This window comes from Mesorhizobium sp. M0152, from assembly GCF_040322415.1.
GTDB lineage: Bacteria > Pseudomonadota > Alphaproteobacteria > Rhizobiales > Rhizobiaceae > Mesorhizobium.
Genome location: NZ_JAMYTH010000001.1, coordinates 170,700 through 196,720, shown reverse-complemented (window position 1 = coordinate 196,720; position 26,021 = coordinate 170,700). Strand labels below are relative to the sequence as shown.

Annotated in this window: 20 protein-coding genes; 9 read left to right on the top strand and 11 right to left on the bottom strand. The window is 62.0% G+C overall.

Features of this window, described 5'->3' with window-relative positions; translation table 11 throughout:
- The 3 genes from trpC to NKJ26_RS00920 all read left to right on the top strand — a co-directional run bounded on the left by trpC (position 1) and on the right by NKJ26_RS00920 (position 2,618).
- Positions 1-846 (top strand): indole-3-glycerol phosphate synthase TrpC, encoded by an 846-nt coding sequence (trpC, locus tag NKJ26_RS00930; RefSeq protein ID WP_352606338.1) that lies wholly within the window; start codon positions 1-3, stop codon positions 844-846.
- A gap of 66 nt (positions 847-912) precedes the next feature.
- A complete protein-coding gene (gene moaC, locus NKJ26_RS00925) occupies positions 913-1,413 on the top strand; it encodes a cyclic pyranopterin monophosphate synthase MoaC (protein ID WP_352606340.1) in 501 nt (166 codons plus the stop codon).
- Positions 1,413-2,618 (top strand): molybdopterin molybdotransferase MoeA, encoded by a 1,206-nt coding sequence (locus tag NKJ26_RS00920; protein ID WP_352693015.1) that lies wholly within the window; start codon positions 1,413-1,415, stop codon positions 2,616-2,618. The genes moaC and NKJ26_RS00920 overlap by 1 nt, the downstream gene beginning before the upstream one ends.
- A gap of 50 nt (positions 2,619-2,668) precedes the next feature.
- On the opposite strand, the gene NKJ26_RS00915 is transcribed toward NKJ26_RS00920, so the two are convergent.
- Entirely contained in the window at positions 2,669-3,499 is an 831-nt protein-coding gene (locus NKJ26_RS00915; protein WP_352693014.1) for a hormone-sensitive lipase, read from the bottom strand.
- 305 nt (positions 3,500-3,804) lie between these two features.
- Between NKJ26_RS00915 and NKJ26_RS00910 the strand changes: the two genes are divergently transcribed.
- The 3 genes from NKJ26_RS00910 to NKJ26_RS00900 all read left to right on the top strand — a co-directional run bounded on the left by NKJ26_RS00910 (position 3,805) and on the right by NKJ26_RS00900 (position 8,419).
- Positions 3,805-5,430: an AMP-binding protein gene (locus NKJ26_RS00910; protein WP_352693012.1), complete on the top strand. Its 1,626-nt coding sequence runs from the start codon at positions 3,805-3,807 to the stop codon at positions 5,428-5,430.
- On the top strand, positions 5,427-6,263 hold the full coding sequence (gene kynA / locus NKJ26_RS00905; RefSeq protein WP_352693011.1) for a tryptophan 2,3-dioxygenase: 837 nt from the start codon (positions 5,427-5,429) through the stop codon (positions 6,261-6,263). Before NKJ26_RS00910 ends, kynA begins: the two co-directional genes overlap by 4 nt.
- Positions 6,264-6,838: 575 nt before the next feature.
- On the top strand, positions 6,839-8,419 hold the full coding sequence (locus tag NKJ26_RS00900) for a trypsin-like peptidase domain-containing protein (RefSeq protein WP_352693010.1): 1,581 nt from the start codon (positions 6,839-6,841) through the stop codon (positions 8,417-8,419).
- Here the strand turns inward: NKJ26_RS00900 and NKJ26_RS00895 are convergent.
- The 3 genes from NKJ26_RS00895 to NKJ26_RS00880 all read right to left on the bottom strand — a co-directional run bounded on the left by NKJ26_RS00895 (position 8,416) and on the right by NKJ26_RS00880 (position 12,318).
- Positions 8,416-9,600: an abortive infection family protein gene (locus NKJ26_RS00895; protein WP_352693008.1), complete on the bottom strand. Its 1,185-nt coding sequence runs from the start codon at positions 9,598-9,600 to the stop codon at positions 8,416-8,418. The two genes, NKJ26_RS00900 and NKJ26_RS00895, sit on opposite strands and share 4 nt — an antisense overlap.
- Before the next feature lie 687 nt (positions 9,601-10,287).
- A complete protein-coding gene (gene kynU, locus NKJ26_RS00885; protein ID WP_352693299.1) occupies positions 10,288-11,535 on the bottom strand; it encodes a kynureninase in 1,248 nt (415 codons plus the stop codon).
- Positions 11,536-11,667: 132 nt separating this feature from the next.
- Positions 11,668-12,318: a TetR/AcrR family transcriptional regulator gene (locus NKJ26_RS00880; RefSeq protein ID WP_352693007.1), complete on the bottom strand. Its 651-nt coding sequence runs from the start codon at positions 12,316-12,318 to the stop codon at positions 11,668-11,670.
- 461 nt (positions 12,319-12,779) lie between these two features.
- On the opposite strand from NKJ26_RS00880, the gene lexA reads away from it, so the two are divergent.
- Positions 12,780-13,517 carry a transcriptional repressor LexA gene (gene lexA, locus NKJ26_RS00875; protein WP_352606358.1) on the top strand — a complete coding sequence of 246 codons (738 nt, stop codon included), beginning with the start codon at positions 12,780-12,782 and terminating at the stop codon, positions 13,515-13,517.
- Here lexA and NKJ26_RS00870 read toward each other — a convergent pair.
- Positions 13,511-15,976: a ComEC/Rec2 family competence protein gene (locus NKJ26_RS00870; RefSeq protein ID WP_352693005.1), complete on the bottom strand. Its 2,466-nt coding sequence runs from the start codon at positions 15,974-15,976 to the stop codon at positions 13,511-13,513. The two genes, lexA and NKJ26_RS00870, sit on opposite strands and share 7 nt — an antisense overlap.
- Before the next feature lie 101 nt (positions 15,977-16,077).
- Here NKJ26_RS00870 and gltX point away from each other — a divergent pair, with 101 nt between their 5' ends.
- Both gltX and gltA read left to right on the top strand, forming a co-directional pair.
- A complete protein-coding gene (gene gltX, locus NKJ26_RS00865) occupies positions 16,078-17,502 on the top strand; it encodes a glutamate--tRNA ligase (RefSeq protein WP_352693004.1) in 1,425 nt (474 codons plus the stop codon).
- A 183-nt stretch (positions 17,503-17,685) separates the two neighbouring features.
- Positions 17,686-19,014 (top strand): citrate synthase, encoded by a 1,329-nt coding sequence (gltA, locus tag NKJ26_RS00860; protein ID WP_352693003.1) that lies wholly within the window; start codon positions 17,686-17,688, stop codon positions 19,012-19,014.
- A 95-nt stretch (positions 19,015-19,109) separates the two neighbouring features.
- Here gltA and lpxB read toward each other — a convergent pair whose 3' ends face one another.
- The 6 genes from lpxB to bamA all read right to left on the bottom strand — a co-directional run bounded on the left by lpxB (position 19,110) and on the right by bamA (position 25,978).
- Positions 19,110-20,291 (bottom strand): lipid-A-disaccharide synthase, encoded by a 1,182-nt coding sequence (lpxB, locus tag NKJ26_RS00855; protein WP_352693002.1) that lies wholly within the window; start codon positions 20,289-20,291, stop codon positions 19,110-19,112.
- The gene (locus NKJ26_RS00850; protein ID WP_352693001.1) at positions 20,281-21,183 is read right to left on the bottom strand and encodes an LpxI family protein; all 903 of its coding nucleotides are present in this window, start codon (positions 21,181-21,183) and stop codon (positions 20,281-20,283) included. The genes lpxB and NKJ26_RS00850 overlap by 11 nt, the downstream gene beginning before the upstream one ends.
- Positions 21,170-22,003, bottom strand: a complete 834-nt coding sequence (gene lpxA, locus NKJ26_RS00845; protein WP_352606370.1) for an acyl-ACP--UDP-N-acetylglucosamine O-acyltransferase — start codon at positions 22,001-22,003, stop codon at positions 21,170-21,172. The genes NKJ26_RS00850 and lpxA overlap by 14 nt, the downstream gene beginning before the upstream one ends.
- Positions 22,004-22,016: 13 nt before the next feature.
- Complete coding sequence (gene fabZ, locus NKJ26_RS00840; protein ID WP_352606372.1) at positions 22,017-22,484, bottom strand: 3-hydroxyacyl-ACP dehydratase FabZ; 468 nt, start codon at positions 22,482-22,484, stop codon at positions 22,017-22,019.
- Positions 22,477-23,532 (bottom strand): UDP-3-O-(3-hydroxymyristoyl)glucosamine N-acyltransferase, encoded by a 1,056-nt coding sequence (gene lpxD / locus NKJ26_RS00835; protein ID WP_352693000.1) that lies wholly within the window; start codon positions 23,530-23,532, stop codon positions 22,477-22,479. The genes fabZ and lpxD overlap by 8 nt, the downstream gene beginning before the upstream one ends.
- 76 nt (positions 23,533-23,608) lie before the next feature.
- Entirely contained in the window at positions 23,609-25,978 is a 2,370-nt protein-coding gene (gene bamA, locus NKJ26_RS00830) for an outer membrane protein assembly factor BamA (protein WP_352692999.1), read from the bottom strand.
- Positions 25,979-26,021: the final 43 nt, after the last annotated feature.

The following is a 26,021-nucleotide window of genomic DNA, read 5'->3' as shown; positions in this document are numbered from 1 at the left end:
GTGTCTGACATTCTTCGCAAGATCGAAGCCTACAAGCGCGATGAGATCGCCGCGGCCAAGGCACGCGTGCCGTTGGCCGAGATCAAGGCGCGGGCGAAGGACGCCGATGCGCCACGCGGCTTTCTGGCGGCACTCGAGGCGAAGCACGGATCGGGCGGCTTCGCCCTGATCGCCGAAATCAAGAAGGCGAGCCCCTCCAAAGGGCTGATCCGTGCCGATTTCGATCCGCCGGCATTGGCGCGGGCCTACGAAAAAGGCGGCGCCGCCTGTCTCTCGGTATTGACCGATGCGCCGTCCTTCCAGGGTGCGCCGGAATTTCTCACCGCGGCAAGAGCAGCCGTCGCCCTGCCCGCTTTGCGCAAGGATTTCCTGTTCGACCCGTATCAGGTCCATGAAGCTCGCGCCTGGGGCGCGGACGCCATCCTGATCATCATGGCCAGCGTCGACGACGCCTTGGCGAGCGAGCTTGAAGCGACGGCATTCGACCTCGGCATGGATGCGCTGATCGAGGTACATGACGAGGCCGAGACGGAGCGCGCTCTAAGGCTGTCGTCGCAACTGATCGGCATCAACAACCGCAATTTGAGAACGTTCGAAACCAGCCTTGAAACTTCGGAGCGGCTGGCGCCCATGGTGCCGGGCGGCCATCTGCTGGTCAGCGAGAGCGGTATTTTCACCCATGACGATTGTCTCAGGATGCAGAAGACCGGCATCGCCACCTTCCTCGTCGGCGAGAGCCTGATGCGGCAACAGGATGTCGCCGCTGCGACGCGCCTGCTTCTGACGGGCAAGGCGGATGCATCGGCCCGAAAATCGGAATCGATTTTCGGAGAGCACGATGCATAGATTCAAAATGATAGAGCGTACTTTGTACGTCCGAATGGACGCACGTCGCTCCATGGCGGTCTGACGATGGCGGCGGCTCTCACCCATCTCGGCGCGCAGGGCGAGGCCAATATGGTCGACGTCGGCGACAAGGCGGAGACGACGCGCACGGCGGTCGCCGAGGGGTTCGTCTCGATGCAACCCGGCACGCTGAAGACGATCCTCGCGGGCAATGCGAAGAAGGGCGATGTGCTGGGCACGGCACGCATTGCCGGCATCATGGCGGCGAAGAAGACGCATGAGCTGATCCCGCTATGCCACCCGCTGCTGCTGACCAAGGTTTCCGTCGATATCGAGCCGGACCATTCGCTGCCTGGGCTGAAGGTCACCGCGCTGGCGCGGGTCACCGGCAAGACCGGCGTCGAGATGGAAGCGCTGACCGCCGCCTCGGTCGCCTGCCTGACCATCTACGATATGGCCAAGGCCGTCGATCGCGCCATGACCATCTCCGGCATCCGGCTGGTCGAAAAGACCGGCGGCAAGTCGGGCGACTACAAAGCCGCTGGCGAAGATGGGGCTGGTGCCTGATGGCGCTGCTTCCGGTCGCAGAAGCGCTCGAACGCCTGCTGGAGGGCGCGGCACCGCTCGCCGGCGAGAGCGTTCCTCTCTTCGAGGCCGTGGATCGCGTGCTTGCCGAACCGGTCGTGGCGCTGCGCACCCAACCGCCTTTCAACGCGTCGGCCATGGACGGTTATGCGGCCCGTGCCGCCGATATAGCATCGGTACCGTCCAGGCTGTCGGTGATCGGCATGGCGCCGGCCGGACGTGGCTTCGGCGGAACGGTCGGCAAAGCGCAGGCCGTGCGCATTTTCACCGGCGCACCGCTGCCTGACGGCGCCGACACCATCGTCATCCAGGAAAATGTCAGGGACCTCGGCGGCGGCGATATCGAAGTGATCGCGCCCACCGCCCAAGGGCGCAACATCCGCTGCAGCGGGCTCGACTTCTCGACAGGCGACGTCCTGCTGAAAAAAGGCCGCTTGCTCGATCCCGCGGCTCTTTCGCTGGCGGCATCGGCCAATCACCCGCGCGTCAACGTGGTGAAGCGGCCGCTGGTCGCCATCATCGCTACCGGCGACGAACTCTTGCCACCCGGCAGCGAACTCGGGCCGGACCAGATCATCTCGTCCAATGCCTATGGCGTCGCCGCCACGGCACAATCGGTCGGCGCGCGCGCGCTGGATCTCGGCATTGCCGCCGACCGCAAGGAGGCAATCGCCGCGCTGGTGAAAAAAGCGGTGACGGCTGGCGCCGACGTCATCGTCACGCTTGGAGGCGCCTCGGTCGGCGATCACGACCTGATCCACGACGTGCTGACCGGCGAAGGCATGCAGCTCGGCTTCTGGAAGATCGCCATGCGTCCCGGCAAGCCGCTGATGTTCGGACGCCTCGGCGATATCAGGTGCGTCGGCCTGCCCGGAAATCCGGTTGCGAGCCTGGTCTGCTCGCAGCTGTTTCTCAAACCGCTTCTGGCGCGGCTTGGCGGCCGCGACCACCGCCCGGACATCCGTCCGGCGCGGCTGGGCACGGCAATGCCGGCCAATGATCTTCGCCAGGATTATGTGCGGGCAGTCGTCAGGGAAAGCGATGGCGCGCTGGTGGCGACGCCGTTCAGCATCCAGGATTCCTCGATGCTGAAAATGCTGGCCGATGCCAACGGGCTGATCGTGCGGGAGCCGTTTGCCCCGGCAGCCGCCGCGGGTGAAGTGTGCCGCGTACTGATGCTGCGCTGAAGCACTTTCCAGCAAACCTTTAATAACAAGACGGAAAATGAGACTCGGCGCTACTCCGAGATCAAGGTCCGTGTCAGCGGATGGGTCGGATCGGCAAGGCCGTCGACAATGCTGAAATGATGCCTGTCGGGTTCGACCACGGCGCTCGCCGCGGCGCCAAGGCCGGTCCAGATGTTGGCGAGCAACGCATTCTGGCGCAGGAATTCGGAGCGCTCGCCGCCACCGACCCAGCAGGTGACGCGGGCGCCGTCCATGGGGCGCAGCAGGGCCGGGCTCTCGGCCTGCGCCTCCCGCTCGTCGATCGCCAGCGTCGCGTTCATCTCGGTGCGCATGATCGGACGCAGGTCATGGACGCCTGAAATCGAAACGACATGGCGCACGCGCCGCGCTACAGCGGCCGCCAAAGGCGTCGTTGTCGTCACCATCCGGCTGGCAAGATGTCCACCGGCCGAATGTCCCGTCAGCATCAGCGGTCCTTCGACCATCCCTGCCGCTTTGCTGATCGCCGCGCCGATCTCGGCGACGATGCCGGCGATCCGGGTTTCAGGACAGAGCGTGTAGGACGGCATCGCCACGGCAAAGCCGTTGCCGACCGCGCCGTTGGCGAGATGCGACCAGAAACTCTTGTCGAACGCCTTCCAGTAGCCGCCATGGATGAATACAACGAGCCCCCTGGGCGTGGCCCTGGGAAGGAAGAGATCGAACCGATTGCGCCGCCCATCGCCATAGGCGATGTCGAGCCGTGCTCGCCCCTCGGCCGAAAGCGCGTCGCGAAACGCTTGCGCCGGTTCCACCCACGCGGCCGGCCAGCGATCGCTACCGGCGATGTTGGCGCCATTGGCGTAGGCATCGTCCCAATCGGCAATGCGATGTTCGAGCATCGGCCCCTCCCTCAAAACAGCATCGTTTCCAGCGCCAGGAATGGCAATCGCCATGCCATGCGTCAATGCTCCAGAGCAAAACATTTTAGGCTTGAAACAAATTTCGACTGGTGCGATCCTGCCTGACGAACAGCCGACAATGGGAGATCTGCTGTGCCACCCGAACCTGCAGGATGCTCGCCCTTCGGACGGCATTCGAGCACCGGCGGCACGAAAACCTCCCGCGAAAGACAGGAATTTCGGATCCACCGCCTCCGGCCTGGTGCCTCGTGCATGGGCCAGGCACAGACAGGGATAGCGGCGACATGCTTGGGCCTTCAGCGCATATCGACACGTTCACGCGCGATCACCTGCCGCCGCCGGAGCAATGGCCGGACTTCCTGCTCGACGGCTTCGACTATCCCGAACATCTCAACGCCGGCGTCGAGCTGACGGACAGGTTGGTCGAGAAGGGCCTCGGCGACCACACCGCTCTGATCGGCAATGGCCGCCGCCGCACCTACAAGGAACTGTCCGACTGGACCAACAGGCTGGCCCATGCGCTGGTCGAGAATTACGGCGTGAAGCCCGGAAACCGGGTGCTGATCCGCTCGGCCAACAACCCCGCCATGGTCGCCTGCTGGCTGGCCGCCACCAAGGTCGGCGCGGTTGTCGTCAACACCATGCCGATGCTGCGCGCCGGCGAGCTTGCCAAGATCGTCGACAAGGCGGAAATCACTGTTGCTCTCTGCGACACCAGGCTGATGGACGAGATGACTGCCTGCGCCAAGGGCAGCGCGTTCTTGAAGCAGGTGATCGGCTTCGACGGCACGGCCAACCATGATGCCGAACTTGATCGCGCCGCCCTCGACAAGCCGGTTATTTTCACCGCCGTCGATACCGGCCGCGACGACGTCGCGCTGCTCGGCTTCACTTCGGGCACCACAGGCGTGCCGAAGGCGACGATGCATTTCCACCGCGACCTCTTGATTATCGCCGACGCCTATGCCCGCGAGATCCTGCAGGTGACGCCGGAAGACATCTTTGTCGGCTCGCCGCCGCTCGCCTTCACCTTCGGCCTGGGCGGCCTTGCCATCTTCCCGCTGCGCTTCGGCGCGGCGGCGACACTTCTGGAACAGGCGACGCCACCCAACATGGTCCACATCATCGAGACCTACAAGGCGACCATCTCCTTCACCGCGCCGACCGCCTATCGCGCGATGCTGAAGGCCATGGATGAAGGTGCCGATCTGTCGTCGCTGCGCGTTGCCGTTTCGGCCGGCGAGACGTTGCCCGCGCCGGTCTTCGAGGAATGGACGCAAAAGACCGGCAAGCCGATCCTCGACGGCATCGGCGCCACCGAAATGCTGCATATCTTCATCTCCAACCGCTTCGACGACATGAAGCCGGCGTCGACCGGCAAGCCGGTGGGCGGCTACGAAGCGCGCATCGTCGACGACGAGATGCGCGAGGTGCCGCGCGGCGCGACCGGCAGGCTGGCCGTGCGCGGCCCGACCGGCTGCCGCTACATGGCCGATGACCGGCAGAAAGACTATGTCCGCGACGGCTGGAACCTCACCGGCGACACCTTCACCCAGGACGCGGACGGCTTCTTCCATTTCGCCGCGCGCTCCGACGACATGATCGTCAGCGCCGGTTACAACATCGCCGGGCCCGAGGTCGAGGCGGCGCTGCTTTCGCATCCCGATGTCGCCGAATGTGCGGTGATCGGCGCCGAGGACGCCGAACGCGGCCAGATCGTCGAAGCGCATATCGTGCTGGTGCAAGGCGTGTCGCCGGATGCGTCGACAATCAAGCGCCTGCAGGACCACGTCAAGGCGACGATCGCGCCCTATAAATATCCGAGATCGGTGAAATTCATCGCCGCCCTGCCCAAGACGCAGACCGGCAAGATCCAGCGTTTCCGGCTGCGCATGGAGAAAATCAATTGAGCGATCCCTACGATCCGGCGTCCGAAGGCGCGCAGATGTCGTTCAAGGAGCGGATGTCCTACAGCGACTATCTGCACCTGGAAAAAGTGCTCGACGCGCAGGCGCCGTTGTCGTCGGCGCATGATGAGATGCTGTTCATCATCCAGCACCAGACCTCCGAACTCTGGATGAAACTCGCTTTGCACGAGATCGGCGCCGCGATCCGCTCCATACGCGCCGATCGGCTCGAACCGAGCTTCAAGATGCTGTCGCGCGTCGCGCGCATCTTCGAGCAGTTGAACAACGCCTGGGACGTGCTGCGCACGATGACGCCCAGCGAGTACACCGAGTTCCGCGACGCGCTCGGCCAATCCTCTGGCTTCCAGTCCTGGCAGTATCGCGCCATCGAGTTCATGGCCGGCAACCGCAATCTCGCCATGCTCGGCCCGCACAAGCACCGGCCGGACCTCAGCGGAAAGCTGGAGGCGATCCTGGCCGAACCGTCGCTATACGACGAGGCCTTGCTGCTTTTGGCACGCAATGGATTCGACGTCGGCGCTGACGCCAGGCGCACCGATTGGCGCGAGACGCGCACCGAGAATGAAAAGGTCCTGGTCGCCTGGCAGACCGTGTATCGCGATCCGCAGCGCTACTGGATGTTCTATGAGCTGGCCGAGAAGCTGGTCGACTTCGAGGACTATTTCCGCCGCTGGCGCTTCAACCACGTCACCACTGTCGAGCGCATCATCGGCATGAAGCGCGGCACTGGCGGCACCTCGGGTGCCTCCTACCTGAAGAAGATGCTGGAGGTCGAATTGTTTCCCGAACTCTGGAAGGTCCGCACCAGGCTCTAGGCCGTGAACCCATAAACACGAACGGCTGAGATGGGTGGAAAGGGGAATGGCAGGTTTCGCGCGGCTATGCCGTGAAAACTGCCCTTCACCTGATCAATCAGCTTCGGCGGCAACGCGCCTGATCTCAGACCTTCGGGTTTTCTTGTCTCTACCCTCAACGCAGTCATCACCGATAGGCTAATGGATGCCTGACGTCCCACGGGGGCCGAAGGCACGATCAGCCTTCGCATCGCGAAGCGGGTGTAGCTTGCCGCTGAAAAGTGTGACGACGTTATCTCCACGGCGGATCGGGCGGTTGCGCTCGGATTGCGCACGAGGCGTGCGGCACATGCGAAAGGGTGCGTGGGAGGTGAAAGCAGCGTTTCCAGCGTCAGAGAAGACGGCGGTGAAAGTATCGGTATTTCCAGTGGACATATGCCAGGAAGCATAGATCAACAGGGGCGCCGCTGGTAAGCAAGCTGGACGGGGTCACTCTTCGCATACGGGCTGTGCAACTGCGGCCTAAGAGCAAACGTCTCGACACATCTTGCCCGCCGAATACCTATGGTGAGCGGCGTGATTGGAAGGGGGGCCCCGTGCCGTCGGCTGCTCGAATTTTCGGCAAGCTCTATCCCATCGATATCCCTGCCGAGTTCAGCGATGAGGCGACGCTGCTCGCACATCTAGGAATCAGCCCTCCCGAGCTGAAGAAGATATGGTGGTACCGCCGCAAGATGTATCGACAGTTCTCGATCGCGAAAGGGCGTGGAAAGACACGTCTGATCTGCGCGCCGGACCGTCGACTCAAGATTCTGCAGCGTAAGCTCGCGCCTCTATTGGACCAGATTTATCGAGTGCGAAACCCGGTTCATGGCTTCGTGATCGATCGATCCGTCAAAACAAATGCTGAGGCTCATGGAGCGCGACGCTTTGTACTGAACCTTGACCTCCAGGACTTCTTTCCGACGATCACCGAGAACCGGATCGTTGGCCTGCTGACGTCCGTCGGCCTTGATCGTCGGGTTGCCGAGATCGCGGCGAGACTGGCATGTTATGACGGCCATCTTCCCCAGGGTGCCCCGACGAGCCCAGTGCTGTCGAACATGATCTGCTATCGCCTCGATACGGAGCTTCTGCGTATCGCAAAGACCGCGAGAGCAATCTACACCCGGTACGCGGACGATATCACTTTCTCAGGTTATCAGCCTCCTGCTCCCCTTTTCGAAGCCGGACCGCCAGCGGTCGGAAGGTTCTCCCCCGACTTGCTCTCGGCCGCCTTGCGTGCGGCCATTCAAAGCAACGGCTTCACGGTCAATCCGCACAAGGTTCACTACGCCGACCGAAACTCACGGCGTATCGTGACCGGCGTGAAGATCAATTCTGGGCTGAATGTTGATCGCCGTTACGTCCGCGACATCCGAGCAAAGCTTAACTCGATAGAGAAACATGGGCTGAAAGCCTCCCAAGCAAGGCATTCTGCTAAAGGCGGCAAAGGAGATATCGGGTCTCACATTCGCGGAAAAATCGCATACGTCGTCCATTTGAAGGGGCTGGCGGACCCAGTCGTTCGGTCGTTGGCTTTACGCTACAATCGGAGCTTCGCGGATCATCCTGTGAAGATCACACCAACCGAGAGCGAGCAACGGGATCGGTCGGTTTGGATCGTCGAACATTCTGGGAATGGAGGAGAGCAGGGTACCGCCTTTTTTCTGAGTGGTGTTGGGCTCATCACGGCAGCACATTGCGTGGAGGATCCTGAAGATCTGCTCGTCTATCATCCGAGCACGCCGTCCAACCAAAAGAGGGTATCGGTCCGCAAGCGATCCGAACATCACGACCTAGCGATCCTTGACCACGCCATACATCCGAATGAGTTCTTCGAGATGGAAGCGGCGACGGTCGCAGCAGATGTTGGTGATGACGTCACGGCTTACGGCTATCCTGGATACGGGCCCGGGGACCGTCTCAACATTCGGATTGGAACAGTGACGTCTCTGCCTCGGAAGAGCGCGATCGATCGAGTCGAGGTATCCCAAGAACTCAGTCAGGGCATGTCAGGGGGTCCGATACTGGGTGCCGGCGGGAATGTCGTCGGCATCATCCATAAGGGTGGGCCGAACGAAGGCCGACAAATCGCAACCGCGGTCCATGAGCTGAAGAAATGGGCGGCGAGCTAGGGACTACCTGCCTTTGCCGCCCATGTCGAAACTAGAAATGTCGCCATCGTGCCGGACAGATTGACGGCTAGCTGCGCATGGCGAGCGGCGGGCTTTACCCTTTTCGGACCTGGACTGTGCGCGTCACCAATCTTGTTGCGCAGCGATCCCAAGGATTCGACCACCGATTGGCAGCTTCCGAGAATCTGCTTAAACACAGGTTCCGTGTGGGCATCAGGAGCCAGATTCAATATCTTGGCTAGTTTCCGATACAGCACGGGCAGGTCGTCCTTTTCCTCATATGTCTTCCCCGCTTCGACGATGATCCACTTGCAAACGTCCTCGAGCAAGGTCCTCGCCAGCGTGATCGCGCCCTGAGGATCGGTGTCTCTACGATCGAGAGCCTGTGTCCACCGCGCGGCCACCGTGTCAGGCTCGAAGTCGACCAACGCCTGCGATATCCCATCGTCTGACGGGCTGCCGAGAGCGGCGGGCTGCACCTCGTATACCGGGCTTCCTGACAGCCGCCGAGCAATGAACAGGCGATAGCCGTCGTGGCGAAGGTGTTTATTGATCGCTGTGGCGAGTTCGGTCTGGGCATTGGGTGATTGTGTCAGGGGGCTGGTGACCTCTTCCAAAAATCGGAAGAGCTGCCTTTGCGAGCAGGTCAGATAGCCAATCGCTTCCAACGTCTCCCGGTTGTCCCAGTCGTTGTTCCTGACAAGTGCATTGAAGAGATCGTCATCCAAAGTTTGTTCCGACGAGGCATTCTCGAAGACGGAAGACATTCGATGCGTCGGCCACACGCGGCGGATGAAATGGATGTCGTCGAACTCGGTACTGTAGGACCCCTTGTTGAATAATGCCATGATGCGGCGACGCGTGAGCTCAGAAACCCTTTCTTGTCCGGTTTCCTGAAGCTTGGCCAGCGCCTCCGATAAGTCATAGGCGTCCACTTCTTCGAGGAGTCGCTGGGCGATCGGGATCAACTCTGCTGCAGATTTCTCGAGTAGACGTTTTTCCGCATATTTAAATTTGCTTTTGAATGACTCCTCTCGATCCCCGTCCCGTAGCACAAGACGACTGCAGAGGGACGGCACCTCGTTGGCGCTGAAATCGGAAATCGCACCTGCCAATGCATTTCTAAGTTGCTTGACTGCTGCCGACGGATATTGCTGCGTTGATTGCTGTTTCACCTGCACCCATTCTCCGTTCAATTTTTATGCGAGCTGAGCAGCAGTGACAGTCGACGTCAGTCTGCCGGCTTGGCTAAAGTGGATCGGCTTCGCTCTGACGCTATCAGCATCCTTGTTAGCGGCACCGGACAATAGCCATCTTGTGTGCTGTTGCCGAGGTTAACGCGCTCGCATTGAGGCTCTGCCACATCGGCTCGATAAAGACACTACGCATGCCAAGGCACTCGTCCGCAGGAGATGCCGCTTTCCAGTATTGCGCTCACTACATCAAAGGCAGCTTACGCCTCTATAGGACTCTAAGCGGACGGGAAGGAAGCGGCCCGACTACGCCGACAGTTGAGTGTGCCAGGAGCGGCGGCTTTCGGGAAGCCGTCAGTGAGCTTGGAACGACGGAGATAGGTCGTTTGCCGACGGCTGCTTCACATCGCGCCGGATTCTGATTCAGGGCTCACCATGAACCTGACTGACCTTGAATGGCGGGGGATCAAGCCGCTGCTACCCGGCAAAAGAGGGGCAAGATCATTGCCTCGGTCGTTCCCGAGGCGGCCTCACAACCAAAATCCATGCTCTTGTCGACGCCCAAGGTAGGTCGACCAAGCTGACGCTCACCGCAGATCACATGAGTGACATCGCCTCCGCAGTAGACTTGATCACGGATTTGCCCGAACGTGCCATGCCGCTCGCCGACAAGGGTTAAGTCACCGCCGTCTTGACCGCGAAGCGCGCGTCCTGCCAGGCGCCGGTGCGCAGGATATCCTCCAGCACCTCGACAGCCTGCCAGACGTCCTTGTAGCCGACATAGAGCGGCGTGAAACCGAAGCGGATGGTCGAGGGCGCGCGAAAATCGCCGATGACGCCGCGCTCGATCAAGGCCCGCATCACCTGGTAGCCATGTGGGTGGATGAACGACACCTGGCTGCCGCGCGCATTGCCGTTGCGCGGGCTTTCGAGTTCGAGGCCGTAGGCGCCACACCCGGCCTCGACAAGCTGGATGAACAGATCGGTCAGCGCGATGCTCTTCTTGCGCACCGCCGCCATATCGACCTCGTTCCACAGGTCCAGCGCGCCCTTCAGCGCCCGCATCGACAGCACCGGCTGCGTGCCGCACAGGAACCGGCGGATGCCGGTGCCGGCCTCGTAGCCCTGTTCGAAGGCGAACGGCCGGGCGTGCCCCCACCAGCCGCTGAGCGGCTGCCTGATATCACCATGGTGCCGTTTGGCTGCGTAGATGAAGGCCGGCGAGCCCGGACCGCCATTGAGATATTTGTAGGTGCAGCCGATGGCGAAATCGGCATTCGCGCCGTCGAGTTCGACCGGCAAGGCACCTGCCGTGTGGCAGAGATCCCATACGATGAGCGCGCCGACCTGATGGGCCTTGCACGTCAGCGCTGCCATGTCGCGCAACTGGCCGGACTTGTAGTTGACGTGATTGACCAGGATGACGGCGACATGCTCGTCGATCAGGTCTTCGATATCAGGCGCATCGACACCTTCCAGCCGCAGCACCGTGCCCGGCCGTGTCGAGGCCACGCCTTCCGCCATGTAGAGATCGGTCGGAAAGCTGTCGCCCTCGGCGACGATCACCGACCGGTGCGGCCGCATGCCGAGTGCGGCATGCAGCACCTTGTAGATGTTGATCGAGGTGGTATCGCAGACCACCGTCTGGCCGGTCGCGGCGCCAATCAGCCGCCCGAGCTGGTCGCCGAGTTCGACCGGCATGTCGAACCAGCCGGCGGTGTTCCAGGCACGGATGAGATCCTGCGCCCATTCCTGTGTCGCGGCCTTGTTCAGTTCCTCGAAGACGGCGGGAGAAGCAGCACCCAACGAATTGCCGTCGAGGTAGATCACCCCTTCCGGCAAGACGAAGCGATCGCGCATGGCACGCAGCGAATCCGCGGCGTCCATCGCCTCGATCGCTGCCAGATCGGGAATTTTGCTCATGGTCACGATGTTCCTCGTTGAAAAGAGTGCGCCTGCGGCCGGGGCAAGGGCTGGTTGAAATCAGGCGTCAGGTCGCAACCAAGCTCCTCAGCAGGCGCGACAGAAGGGCGGACAGGTAGGGAACCGCGATCATCATCGTGTACTCCTGTCCGCGTTTGGCGAAGACCGGCCGCCCTTGTCGGGCGCATAGAGGCGCAAGAACAGGGTGAGCGCCCTGTTCGATCTTTGCTCGATTTCCGGCGCAGGCAGTTCCTCCAGGACCCCGACAATCCGACGAACCTGAAGATCGCCGATCAAGAGACGGACATAGATGTCGGCAGCTTCGGCAGGATCGTCACAGGCGATCAGGCCGTCCCGACTTGCGGTTCGAAGCAGGTCGCCAACAAGCGGCATTATGGTGTTGCGGCCGAATTGCGCGATCGATTGGCCAAGCGTGCCTGTATCGTTGACGTCGCCCGCTGCGGCACGATTGAGCGCCACCGCCTTGTCGCCCGTCACCAGGGTCAGCAAGACCGGCCCTAGCAAGCCCAGGGTTTCGAGGGGATCGCGAGCCTGGTGAAGGGCGTCCTCCAGCAGCTTCCTTGCCTCTCCCGCATTGGCTTCGATCAGGGATCGAAACAGCACCTGCTTGTTGCCGTACCAGTTGTAGAGGGTTTCGTTCGACGCCGATGCCCGCTTGGCGATGGCAAGCAGGGACGCGCTTTTGTAGCCGGTTTCCCGGAGCACCGCATAGGCGGCATGCTCTATCCGTGCGCGGCGCGCTGCCTGCTTCGGCGTGATCATTCATGTTCCTCCGCGCAAACCGTATACTCCTATACGGTTTCGTCAAGCGAGCGGGAAGCAACGAGCAAAAAGGCGGCCCTTCGCGTCCTACGGTGCCCGGCCGCTTTCTGGCATGCAGTTGGCATTTTGGCTTCGTTTCGTTCACGAGCGACGGAGGTTTTTCGACCCGCCGAAACGCACCCGGCATTTGTCGGCAACACAGCTTGCGGGATTATGCCAAAAGTGAGATCGATCGGTCCACGGGCCATTAACCGAAACAATTTCAATGGGCCCGAGCGCGCGTCGACGGAGGACCGCGCCTTTGGGATGCCGGTTGCGAGCGGCTACTTCGTTTCCGCAGCCTTAACAAATTCATTAAACTTTAAACAGTTGCGGAACACAACTGGAACAGATAGTGTTTGTTCTGGGTTTGTTTTTCTGATTCTGATTCAAACCCGTTGTTCAATGTCTTGGGGGCCGCCATGCTGACACGCAAGCAACATGAACTGCTGATGTTCATCCATGAACGACTCAAGGAAAGCGGCATTCCGCCCTCCTTCGACGAGATGAAGGAAGCGCTCGATCTCGCTTCCAAGTCCGGTATCCATCGGCTGATCACGGCGCTGGAGGAGCGCGGCTTTATTCGCCGGCTGCCCAACCGGGCGCGGGCGCTGGAAGTGCTGCGGCTGCCGGATTCGATCGCGCCGGGCCTCAATGCGGCAAAAAAATTCTCGCCAAGCGTCATCCAGGGCAGTCTTGGGCAAGGCAGCCTCGGCCGCCAGATCAAACCGGCGCAATCGCGGATGTCATCGGCTGGCAATGACGACGATGCGGTTTCCGCGGTATCGATCCCGGTGATGGGCCGTATCGCCGCCGGTGTGCCGATCGATGCCATACAGCATCAGACGCATTCGATCTCGGTGCCGCCTGACATGATCATGGGTGGCGAACACTATGCGCTCGAGGTCAAGGGCGACTCGATGATCGAGGCCGGCATCTTCGACGGCGATACCGTCATCATCCGCAACGCCGACACGGCCAGCCCTGGCGAAATCATCGTAGCGCTGGTGGATGAAGAAGAAGCGACGCTGAAACGGTTCCGCCGCAAGGGAGCTTCGATTGCTCTCGAGGCAGCCAATCCCGCCTATGAAACGCGCATTTTCGGGCCAGACAGGGTCAAGGTGCAAGGCAAGCTGGTCGGGCTGATCAGACGCTATTGAGGCGGCTGCGGTTTTACCGCTGGCTTGTCGGGTTTGTTGTAGGGCGGCAGCCCCCTCGCCTCGCGTGAAAATTTGCGTTGCGTGTGCCAAGGCCGGTATGGGCTGTCCACGGCGAAGCTGATTGTCGCTGGTGCGATCGCCGATTGGCGGTCGAAGAAGACGGCCGCACTGCCTTTGCGGGCGAGTTGCCGCTTGGTGACGACAAGCACCAGCGGGTTGTGACAGGGGTCATATGCCGTTGCATCATTGATGACGATCAGGTCGGCGAAACCGCAGGCTTTCCACGCATCCTTGCGGTCTTCGACATGCGCTATGATTGCACCCGATGAGTGCCTGGCGAGACAGACGCCTGATATGCAATAGAAAGGTGATCCCGGCGGCAGCCCGATGGAATCGGCGATGTCGAATTCGCCGTCTCCTTCGGTGAAGATTTCCGGCACGACGATGGTTTCGGATGTCAGGGCGCGTTTCCAGTTGTCGACGGTGAATTCGTTCGGGCGTGCCCGACTGACCGCAAGTTCGCCGCCGCCGATCGGCAGTGCGACCAGCCGCGCATCCTCCGAGATCAGCACATCCGGCGTGCGCGTATCGCCGACGATCAACAGACCGGCGAGCGCGAATGGAAGTGCTCCAAGCCGCAGCCATGTCGTTGCCATTGTCGCGATGACGAGGGCAATGGTCACCAACAGCACCGACTGCTGCGAAATCAGCCCGACGGCATCGACCGGCGAACGCTCGGAAATCCAGCTTGATATGGCGATCATGACAGTCAACCCCTTGCCCATCAGGTAAAGGGACGGCCCATCCAGCCCGAACGGCATCAACAGTGCACTGGCAACGGCCAGGAACATCACGAGCGTCACGATCGGCATGATGGCCAGATTGGCGAACAGGCTGAGCGGCGACACGCGCTGAAAATGCCAGATGGCGAAAAGTGCCGTGGCGCCGCCGGCGATGATCGACGTCATGGCAAGTCCGCCGGTCGCCAGCAGGAGTTTTCGCGTCAGGAAACCCGGCAGGGATCGCTTCGGCGGTGGCGGTCTGGTCTTTCCCGCACGGTGATCCGCCCAGCCGGCATAGGCGCCGACCAGCGCGGCGGTCGCGGCGAAAGACATCTGGAAACTCGGGCCGACCACTTCATGCGGCGACACCACGATGACGGCGATCGCCGAGATCGCCAGGTTGCGCATGGTCAGCGCCGCCCGATCGAACAGCACCGCGATCAGCATCACCGCCAGCATGATGAAGCTGCGCTCGGCGGCAACGACGACGCCCGAGATGACAAGATAGGCGGCAATCGAGCAAAGTGCCGCCACGGCGGCGTATTTCTTGACCGGCCGACGCGCTGAAAAATCCGGGAACAGGGCAAAGACGCCGCGCAGCAGGCCCATGATGGTGCCTGCGACCAGCGCCATGTGCAGTCCGGAAATGGAGATGATGTGATAGATGCCAGTACGGCGCATCGCTTCGTTGATTTCGTCAGGAATGCCGGCGCGCACGCCGACGATCAGCGCCGCGGCGATCTCGCCTTCGGCACCGCCGACAATGTCCCTGATGTGATCGGCGATGCCTTCGCGGGCGGTTTCCACCGCCGAGGAAAGGCGGGCCGACAGCGGCATGCCATCGTCACCTGTGGCGACGATTTTTGGATTGCCGAGAAAGAACCCGCTGCCGCCGATGCCCGCGAAATAGCTGTCGAAGGAGAAGTCGTAGCTGTCCGGCCGCACCGGGCCTGTCGGCGGAAGCAGCTTGGCATAGCCGGTGACCAGGGAACCGGCGGTCAGTTCGGCCGGTATCTTGCGTGCCGACAGCCGGACGCGCTCCGGCGCATAGCGCAGTATCGGCCGGGCGGTCGACATCACGTCGATGGTCAATCGGATGCGGCCAGTCTCCATCCGGTCGACCGAAACGACACGGCCTGTCACTTGCGTCGAGATTTCGGAGCCCAGCATCCGGGTCGCGGTCCGCCACGTCTCGACCTTCGCGGCAAGCAAGCCAGCCGCGCACAGGAACGCCGCCATGAGGCACAGGTGAGTTTTGGGCCAGGAACGCGAGACCAGAGCTAGGAGCCCCGTCAGCATGACCAGCGCCACAAGTTTCGCAAGGTCAGGCTCCGCCGCGAGCGAAAAATAGCCGATTGCTCCGCTCGCCAGACAGACCGGCACCAATAGGAAACCTATGCCGCGGTCGAGTTCCAGAGCCGCCGCCGTTGCAATGTCGCGGCGCAGGCGCGGCAGTGAAACCCGGCCGATCCGCCGGCGCACGCGCACAATCCTTCCGGCGTCCGTGGGCGGAATTGGCGCTGGGATATCCACCGGCAACGGTTGCCTGCCGGGAGCCTGCACGAGCGGCGATAACGACGGCAGCGGAACAGGCTGGGGCGTTGCAAACAGGGACCGTTCGCTGACGCCGGCAACAGCATCCTCGCCCTGATCCGAGCTCCAGCCTCGTCCAGCCATCGGGTCTGCCCCTTGCGCCCTCGACACCCTATGCTACATGAACGCGCAACGCGCGAAAGCCCGCGCACCGCACCCCGCTTCAGATGGTTTCCGAGAGCTCCATGTCCGACAAGGTCGTCACCCGTTTTGCCCCTTCGCCCACCGGCTACCTCCACATTGGAGGCGCGCGCACGGCGCTGTTCAACTGGCTGTACGCGAAGCACACCGGCGGCACGATGCTGCTGCGCATCGAGGACACCGACAGGGAGCGTTCGACCGAGGCTGCGACCACGGCCATTCTCGACGGGCTTTCCTGGCTTGGCCTTAGCTGGGACGGCGAGCCTGTGTCACAGTTCGAGCGCGCGCCGCGCCATCGCGAAGTGGCCGAGGAGCTGGTGCGCATGGGCAAGGCCTATTATTGCTATGCGACGCCCGCCGAGCTGGAGGCGATGCGCGAGGCAGCGCGGGCCAAGGGCCTGCCGCCGCGCTATGATGGCCGCTGGCGCGACCGCGATCCGTCGGAAGCGCCTGCCGGCGCCAAGGGCGCAATTCGCATCAAGGCGCCCACGGAAGGCGAGACGGTGGTGCACGACCGCGTCCAGGGCGAGGTACGCTTTCCCAACAAGGATCTCGACGACTTCATCATCCTGCGCTCGGACGGCAACCCGACCTACATGCATGCCGTCGTCGTCGACGACCACGACATGGGCGTCACGCATATCATCCGGGGCGACGACCACCTGACCAATGCCGCTCGCCAGACGGTCATCTACGACGCCATGGGCTGGGACGTGCCTTCGATGTCGCATATTCCGCTGATCCATGGTGCCGACGGCGCCAAGTTGTCGAAGCGGCACGGCGCGCTCGGCGTCGAGGCCTATCGCGCCATGGGCTATCTGCCGGAGGCGTTGCTCAACTACCTGGCGCGCCTTGGCTGGAGCCATGGCGACGACGAGATCATGTCGATCAAGGACATGATCTCCTGGTTCGATATCGGCGACGTCAACAAGGGCGCGGCCCGCTTTGACTTCGCCAAGCTGGAGGCGTTGAACGGCGTCCATATGCGCCGCATGGATGATGCCGAGCTGTTCGACATCTTCATCGCCACCCTGCCCTATCTCGAAGGCGGTCCGGCGATGGCCGCGCGCCTCGACGACCGCAACAAGGCGCAGCTGCTGGCCGCAATGCCGGGCCTGAAGGAGCGCGCCAAGACGCTGGTCGAGCTCGTCGACGGCGCAGCCTTCCTGTTTGCGGCGCGGCCGCTGCCAATCGACGACAAGGCGGCGCTTTTGCTCAACGCCGATGCCCGCAAGATCCTGCGCGGCGCTCACGAAGCTTTGAACGCACTGTCAGGCAACTGGACCGCCGCAGCGGCTGAGGCCGCCATCCGTGACTACGCAGTGGCCGGCGGCTACAAACTGGGCGCCGTGGCCCAGCCTTTGCGCGCCGCCCTGACCGGCAAGAGCACTTCGCCGGGCGTATTTGACGTGCTTGCCGTCCTCGGGCGCGAGGAAAGCCTCGCGCGCATAGAAGATCAAATCGATTAGGAGCAAACTGGACCAAGAAGATTGGCATTGAAAGGCGGGTTTCGCAGTGCAACATTAGGCCTTGGCCCAATCTGGCACGCACCTCCTAAAATGCGGTGGCGAATAAGCGGCATTGCGGTGATTTCGACGTGTCGCTTGCACAATTTGCCTTTGCCGGCATGAGGAAACAAAAAGGAGTTTGCAATGACCGAAGCTGCGACAAAACTGGAATTTGGCGGCAAAAACCAAGAGGCCACGGCAAAGCTGGAATTCGGCGGCAAGACTCATGAATTCAAGGTGCGAAGCGGCTCTGTCGGGCCCGATGTCATCGACATCGCCACGCTCTACACCACCACTGGCGCCTTCACATACGATCCCGGCTTCACCTCGACCGCGAGCTGCGAGTCCGAGATCACCTTCATCGACGGCGATGCCGGCATTCTCCTGCACCGCGGCTATCCGATCGACCAGCTGGCCGAACACGGCGACTTCCTCGAGGTCTGCTATCTCCTGCTGTACGGCGAATTGCCGACCAAGGCGCAGAAGGATGATTTCGATTACCGCGTGACACGCCACACCATGGTGCACGAGCAGATGTCGCGCTTTTTCACCGGCTTCCGCCGTGACGCGCACCCGATGGCGGTGATGTGCGGCGTGGTCGGCGCGCTGTCGGCCTTCTATCACGACTCCACTGATATTTCCGATCCGTACCAACGCATGGTGGCCTCCATGCGGCTGATAGCCAAGATGCCGACCATCGCGGCCATGGCTTACAAATACCATATCGGCCAGCCCTTCATTTACCCGAAGAACGAGCTGAACTTCGCGGCAAACTTCCTGCATATGTGCTTCGCCGTGCCGTGCGAGGAATACAAGATCAACCCGGTGCTGGCGCGCGCCATGGAGCGCATCTTCATCCTGCATGCCGACCACGAGCAGAACGCCTCGACCTCGACCGTTCGCCTCGCCGGTTCGTCGGGCGCCAACCCGTTCGCCTGCATCGCTGCCGGCATCGCTTGCCTGTGGGGCCCAGCCCACGGCGGCGCCAATGAAGCGGCACTCAACATGCTGGGCGAGATCGGCCATGTCGATCACATCCCGGAGTTCATCGCCCGCGCCAAGGACAAGAACGATCCGTTCCGGCTCATGGGCTTCGGCCACCGCGTCTACAAGAACTACGATCCGCGCGCCAAGATCATGCAGAAGACGGCGCACGAAGTGCTGGGCGAGCTCGGCATCAAGGACGATCCGCTGCTCGACATCGCCATGGAACTGGAAAAGATCGCGCTGACCGATCCCTATTTCATCGAAAAGAAGCTCTATCCGAACGTCGACTTCTATTCCGGCATCACGCTGAAGGCGCTGGGCTTCCCCACCACCATGTTCACCGTGCTGTTCGCGGTCGCCCGCACCGTCGGCTGGATCGCGCAGTGGAAGGAAATGATCGAGGATCCGCGCCAGAAGATCGGCCGCCCGCGCCAGCTCTACACCGGAGCGCCGGAGCGCGACTACGTGCCGATCGCCAAGCGGTGAATGAGACGCGTAAATAGCGAGTAGGAAATAGCGAATAGCGAATAGGGAGTTGCGAGGGAGTCGATCGAGGCCACATTCTTCCTACTCGCTACTCGCTACTCGCTATTCGCCCTCTTGACGTACCGGATCAACACCTGCGCCGCGATCTCGCCGGACGGCTTGTCCGTCGCCATGCGACGCCTGATCTCGGCAAATCCGCTTTTCTGCCAGGCGCGCATGCCGCTGTCGGCCCACAATGCCTCCAGCTGGCGGGCCAGATTGTTCGGCTTGACATACTCGTTGTAGAATTCAGGAACCAGCGCACGGTCCGCGATCAGATTGGGCAGCAGCGCGGACCAGACGGACAGCAGATAAGGCGCCACGACGCGGGCGACGGGATCGAGCCTGTAGCAGGAAACCATCGGCACGCCAGCCAGCGCCAGTTCCAGCGATACCGTCCCGGATGCGATCAGCGCGGCATCGGCCTTGCCGAAAGCCTGCCATTTGCGCTGGGGATCGACGATGATCTCGGGCTGTTCATCCCAACGGTTGACCGAGGATTTGATGAGGTCGGCGACATGCGGCACCGTCGGCAAAAGCAGCCGCAGGCGATGCCCCCGTGCGCGCAGCATCGATACCGTCTCGCCGAATGGCTCGAGCAGCCGCCGCACCTCGCCGCGCCGCGAGCCGGGCAGGACGAGCAATGTCTTTACGCGGTCCGCGGTGAGATCGCGCGGCAGGTCCTGCGCCTTCGCCGCCACCAGCACGCCCGCATCATGTGCAAGCCGGTGCCCGACATAGGTGCCGGGCGGGCCGCCCAGCCGTTCGAGTTCCTTCACCTCGAACGGCAGAATGCAGAGAATATGGTCGACATAGGGTTTCATCGCCACCGCCCTGCCCGGCCGCCAGGCCCAGACGCTCGGGCAGACATAGTGGATGATGGGGATGGACGGATTGGCCGCGCGCACCTTCCTTGCGACGCGCAGCGAGAAATCCGGGCTGTCGATGGTCACGAGGCAGTCGGGCTTCTCGTCCGCGATGCTTTTGGCCAACTGGCCGATCCGCCGTATCAGGCGCGGCAGGTCGCGCAGGATGGCGCTGAAGCCCATCAGCGCGATCTCTCCGGCATCGAATGGCGAAACCAGCCCCAGAGCCTGCAGGTGGCGGCCGCCGAGGCCGACAAGCTGCACCTTGCGGCCAGTTGCCTGCTCAAGCGAAAGCACGATGTCGGCGCCAAGCACATCCCCGGATTCTTCGCCGGCGACGATGGCGATCTTGAGCGGCTTGTCAGCGGCCATCAGCCGGCTCCGTGATGGGCAGTCCGACGATAAAGATGCCGAGCGCATTGGCGCGATCAAGCGTCGCCGGGCCTTCGAGGATAAGCGAGCGGCCCGCCTCCACGGCAATGCCGGCAAGCCCGGCGGCATGTGCGGCTTCCACGGTCTGCGGTCCGATCGAGGGGAGATCGGCGCGTAGTTCCTGACCTGGCTTCGCGCATTTGACGAGAACGCCACGCGTCTTTCCGGCAAGCCTGCCGTGGCCGCGCAGATCTCGTGTTCTTTCAAGCAGGCTCGCCGTGCCTTCGATGCCTTCGAGCGCGATGGCGCGCCCGCCGATCGCAATCGCTGCCTGGCCAATGTCCAGCGCGCCGATCGCCTTGGCGGCCTGCCTGGCGGCCTCGATATCGCGCCAATCCGATCGCTTCGGCGCAACTGACGTCAGCGTGCCCTCGACAGCAGCCAGTTCGGGAACGACCTCATGCGCGCCGACCACTTTTATGCCGCGCTTCTCCAGACCGCGCGTCAGGACCTTCAGCAGTCCGTCATCGCCACGCGCCAGCGCCATGATTACCGAGGGCACGATCGCCAGCAAGCCGAGGCTTGGGCGGATGTGGGTCAACCGCGGCCTGCGCTTGATCTCGCCCGCAAGGACAAGATGGGTGACACCGTGGCGTTTCAGCGTCGTCACCAACGAGCCGATCTGCTCCAGTTCCAGACTGTCATGCTCGTATCCGCGCAGGTCCTGCTGGCGGTCGGCCTCACCTTCCATCAAAAGAATGAAGGGGCGATACCCGTGCAGGGCCAATCCCCGTGCGACCTCGACCGGGAGACTGCCGCCGCCGGCGATGATGCCGACCTTGGCATCAGGCGGGAGATCGAGACCAGTCGCGGTGGCCTCAGCCTTCGTCATCGGCGTCGTCGCCATCGCCGCCCTTGAGCGATGGCACAGCATAGTGGCGCTTGCCGCGACTGGTGATGAAATCGATGATCTTCATGGCGGTCGGAGACGAGGCGAACTCGGCCTTGGCCAGCTCGATGTTCTCACCGACGGTGCGGGAGCGATCGAAGATCGCCTTGTAAGCCTTGCGCAGCAAATGGATTTCGGATTTCGGCAGGCCAGACCGCTTCAGCCCGATGATGTTGAGTCCGCGCAGGCTGGCGCGGTTGCCAACGGCAATGGCATAGGGGATGACGTCGCCCACGATCGCCGAGCAACCGCCCAGAAATGCATTGTCGCCGATGCGCACGAACTGATGGACGGCGGTCAGCCCGCCAATATAGACATTGTTGCCGACCTCGCAGTGGCCGCCCAGCGTTGCCCCATTGGCAAAGGTTGCGTTATCGCCGACGACGCAATCATGCGCGATATGAGCGTAGGCAAGGAAATTGCCGTTGTCGCCGACCTTCGTCTCGCCACGGCTGGAATCCGTGCCGAGATGCATGGTGACACCTTCGCGGATCGTGCAGTTGGCGCCGATGACCAGCGTGGTGCGGCCGCCCTTGTGCTTGGTGTTCTGCGGCGGTGCTCCCAGCGTCGTCATCGGATAGACCTTGGTCGACGCCCCGATGGTGGTCGCGCCGATCACCGAGACATGGCTGACCAGTTCGACGCCATCGCCGATCACGACATCCGCGCCGATATGGCAGAACGGTCCTACACGAACACCTTGGCCGATTTGAGCGCCTTCTTCCACGACGGAGGAGGGATGGATGGAAGTCTGGATTTTCATAAGCACTCGATCGTCAGTCGCCGGTGACCATCATGGCTGAAATCTCGGCCTCGGCCGCCTTGGTGCCGTCGACCAGGGCTTCGCAGGCGAATTTCAGCAGGTTGCCGCGCTTCTTGATTTTCTTGACATGGATCTTCAACTGGTCGCCAGGAACGACCGGTTTTCGAAATTTGGCGTTGTCGATGGTCAGGAAGTAGACCAGCGACGGCTTCTCGGTGCCCAGGCTGCGGATGCAGATCGCGCCGGCCGTCTGTGCCATCGCCTCGACGATCAGCACGCCGGGCATGACCGGCTGCTCGGGAAAATGACCCTGAAAATGCGGCTCGTTTATGGTCACGTTCTTGATGCCGATGGCGGACTCGTCGCCATCGATGTCGACGATGCGGTCGATCATCAGGAATGGATAGCGGTGCGGCAGGAGCTTCATCAGCCCCATTATGTCGACCGCTTCCAGCGTTGTCGCCGCCACCATATCAGCCATTTCCCTTGCCCTGCTTGCGTGCCCTGGCCATCGTTCGCAACATGGCTATCTCCCGCATGGCTTCCGCCATCGGCTGCGCCGGATATCCGCCCCAGATCTCGCCCGCAGGGACATTGCTCATAAAACCACTTCTGGCGGCAAGCTTGGCCCCGGACCCGATGGTCAGGTGATCCGCAAGCCCGACGCCGCCGCCCATGGTGACGTTGTCGCCCACGACCACGGAACCGGAAATACCCGAAAGTCCGGCAATAATGCAATTGCGGCCAATGCGGACGTTGTGGGCGATCTGCACGAGATTGTCGATTTTAGTGCCCTGGCCGATGATCGTATCGGACATGGCGCCACGATCGACCGTCGTGTTCGAACCGATCTCGACATCATCCTGAATGACGACGCGTCCGATCTGGGGAACGCGTTCAGGTCCCTTGGCGCCGCCGACGAAACCAAAACCATCCTGGCCTATCCTGGCGCCGCCATGGATGATCACGCGGTTGCCGATCAAGGCATACTGGATGCTGGCGCCCGGGCCGACATAGCCGTCGCGGCCGATCTGGCAGGATTGTCCGATGACGGCGTTGGGCGCGATGACGGTACCGCTGCCGACGGAGGCACCCGGGCCAATGACCACACCAGCCTCGATGACCGCGCCTGCCTCGACATAGGCTGTCGGATCGATATGGGCGTGCGGCGAAACACCGGTTTCAGCGGTCATCGGTCCCGGCGTGGCGGCTGTCGGAAACAGCAGGCGCCCGACCAGCGCGAAAGCCTGCTGGGGACGCGGGTGGGTCAGAACGGCAACGCCGGCCGGCGCCTTGCCGGCGAATTCAACCGGGCACAGCACCGCTGCTGCCCGCAGCGACGGCATCAGCAAGGAATTGCGTTTTCCGTCGACGAAGACGAGCGCATTCTCGCCACCCTCGCTGGCCGGCGCCAGCGCGCCGATTGAAATATCGGAGTGGCCGGAATCGACAAGCACCGAGCCGGTCAGAGTCGCGACTTCGCCCGCCGTGTACCGGCGTGATGGCGCGAAGAACACCGGATCGGTCATTCCAGAAGCTATATCCAGCTAGGTCGGAACATTTCTCCCGGACCTTTGAAGACCCGGGAGCATCGTTGCCCGCCGATCAGAAGCGGGTCGATATGCCGAAGTTAAATTCCTGCACGTCGTCGGTCGCTTCCTTCTTGACCGGGACCGCATAGTCGATACGGATCGGGCCGAACGGCGAGGCCCACATCAAGCCGATACCGACCGAGGCGCGCAATTTCATGTCGGTGGAATTTGGATCGACCAAGCCGCTGGCAACCTTGCTGCCATAGAGCGTTGCAGCATCGGCAAACACAGCGCCGCGCAGGCCGAAGCTTTCTGGGACAACCGGCAGCGGGAATTGGGCTTCCGCCGACGCATTGAAATACGTCGTGCCGCCGAGATGGTCACCCGCACCGTCGTTGTCGACAGGCCCGATACCGCCATAAGCGAAGCCGCGGATCATCCGATCGGTGCTCTGGAAGTGGTCGAACACCCGAAGATCGCCTTCTCCGTAGCCCATCACATGACCAGCGCCGCCTGAAATGAGTCCGACCAGATCGAGCTGCTCCGACAGAGTCTGATAGATACTGCCGCGCGCGGTGACCTTCACGAATTTGGCGTCACCACCGAGACCGGCAGCTTCCACCGTCGTGTTGGCATAGATACCCTCATGCGGGTTCTTCATGTCGTCGATTGTGTTGTAGACCAGCCCCAAGCTGACCGACGACTTGATCCATGGGCTCTGATCTATGCCATCCAAGATGGCGTTGGAAACATTGCACTTCAAGGGATCATAGATGCCACCGGTCACGCAATCATCGTCCAGCTTATATTTCTCTTGCGAAATGTTGTAGGCCAGCTGGGTCGTGATGCTGTTGGTAATCGGCAGGCCGAAGCGCACCGTCGCACCAATGGTATCGCTGTCGTAGTTGTCGTATTCACGCGTCGCCTTGAAAATGTCGAAGCCGGCGGCGATGCGCCGTCCTAGGAAATAAGGCTCCGTAAACGAAATGCTGTAGTCGCGTGATTTCTTGCCGCCGCCTGCCGACAGCTTGATGAACTGGCCGCGGCCGAGGAAGTTGCGTTCGGTGATCGATCCTTCGACGGACGGACCGGCGGTATCGCCACCGGTCGAATAACCGGCGCCGACCGAGAACTCACCGGTCGACTTCTCGACCACGTCGACCACCAGCACGACCTGGTCCGGCTGCGAGCCGGGCACTGTCGAGACTTCGACTTTATCAAAGTAATTGAGGTCTTCCAGGCGTTTCTTCGCGCGCTGTATGAGCACCTGGTTGAACGCGTCGCCTTCGCTGACATCGAACTCACGGCGAATGACGTAGTCGCGCGTGCGGTCGTTGCCGCGGATTTCGATGCGCTCGACATAGGCCTTGGTGCCCTGGTCGATGGTATAGACCACCGAAATCGTGTGGTTCTCGAAATTGCGATCACCGCGTGGCGTCACCTGTGCGAAGGCATAGCCTGAACCGGCCACCTTCTCGGTGAGTGCGATGATGCTGTCTTCGACATTCTTGGCGTTGTAGACGTCGCCCTTGTGGGTCTCGATCACCGATTCCAGCGACTTGCCGTCGACTTCCGGGATCGTGCTTTCGACGCTGATGTCGCCAAACGTGTAACGCTCGCCTTCCTGGACGGTGATGGTGACCGTGTACTTGTTCGTCGCATTGTCGAGTTCGCCGACAGCCGAGACGACCTGGAAATCGGCGTAGCCGTGATTGTAGTAGAAGCGGCGCAGCAGTTCCTGGTCCGCGCGCAGCTTGTCGTCGTCATAGACGTCGTCGCGCAGGATGAAAGAAACCCAGGACGACCGCTTGGTCGTGATCACGTCCGACAGGCGGCGGCTCGAATAGGCGCTGTTGCCGACAAAATTGATCGCCGCGATCTGCGTGCGGTCGCCTTCATTGACCTGGAACACCACGTTCACCCGGTTGTCGCCGAGTTCCATGACCTGGGTGGTCACGCCGGCATCGTCCCGGCCAATGCGCCTGTAAGCGGCCTTGACCGCCTCGACGTCGGCATCGAGCGTCGCCTGCGAGAACGTGCCGCGCGGCTTCAATTGCACCGCGGCCGCAAGCGCATTGTCCTTGAGCTTCTTGTTGCCCTGGAACAACACCTGGTTGACGACCTTGTATTCGGCAACCTTAACCACCAGCGTCGAGCCGACCTGGTTGATCTGCACATCGGAAAACAGCCCGGTGCCGAACAGCGCCTTGACCGCGCTGTCGACGTCGGAGCTGGAGAAGGCCTTGCCCGGCTTGATGGTGATGTAGTTGCGGATGGTATCGGCGTCGACACGCTGGTTGCCGCTCACTTCCACCCTGCTGACGACAGCGGCTTCGGCCGCCGATGTGGCAACGAACTGCACTGCGAGCGCGCCTGGTACGACCAGAGCGGCGGACATAGCCACCGCAGAAGCGGCGCTCAGAAACTTGGATGCTGCCTTCATCGGGCTTAATAACCTTTTCTCGTAGTCCCCACGGCGAGAAAAC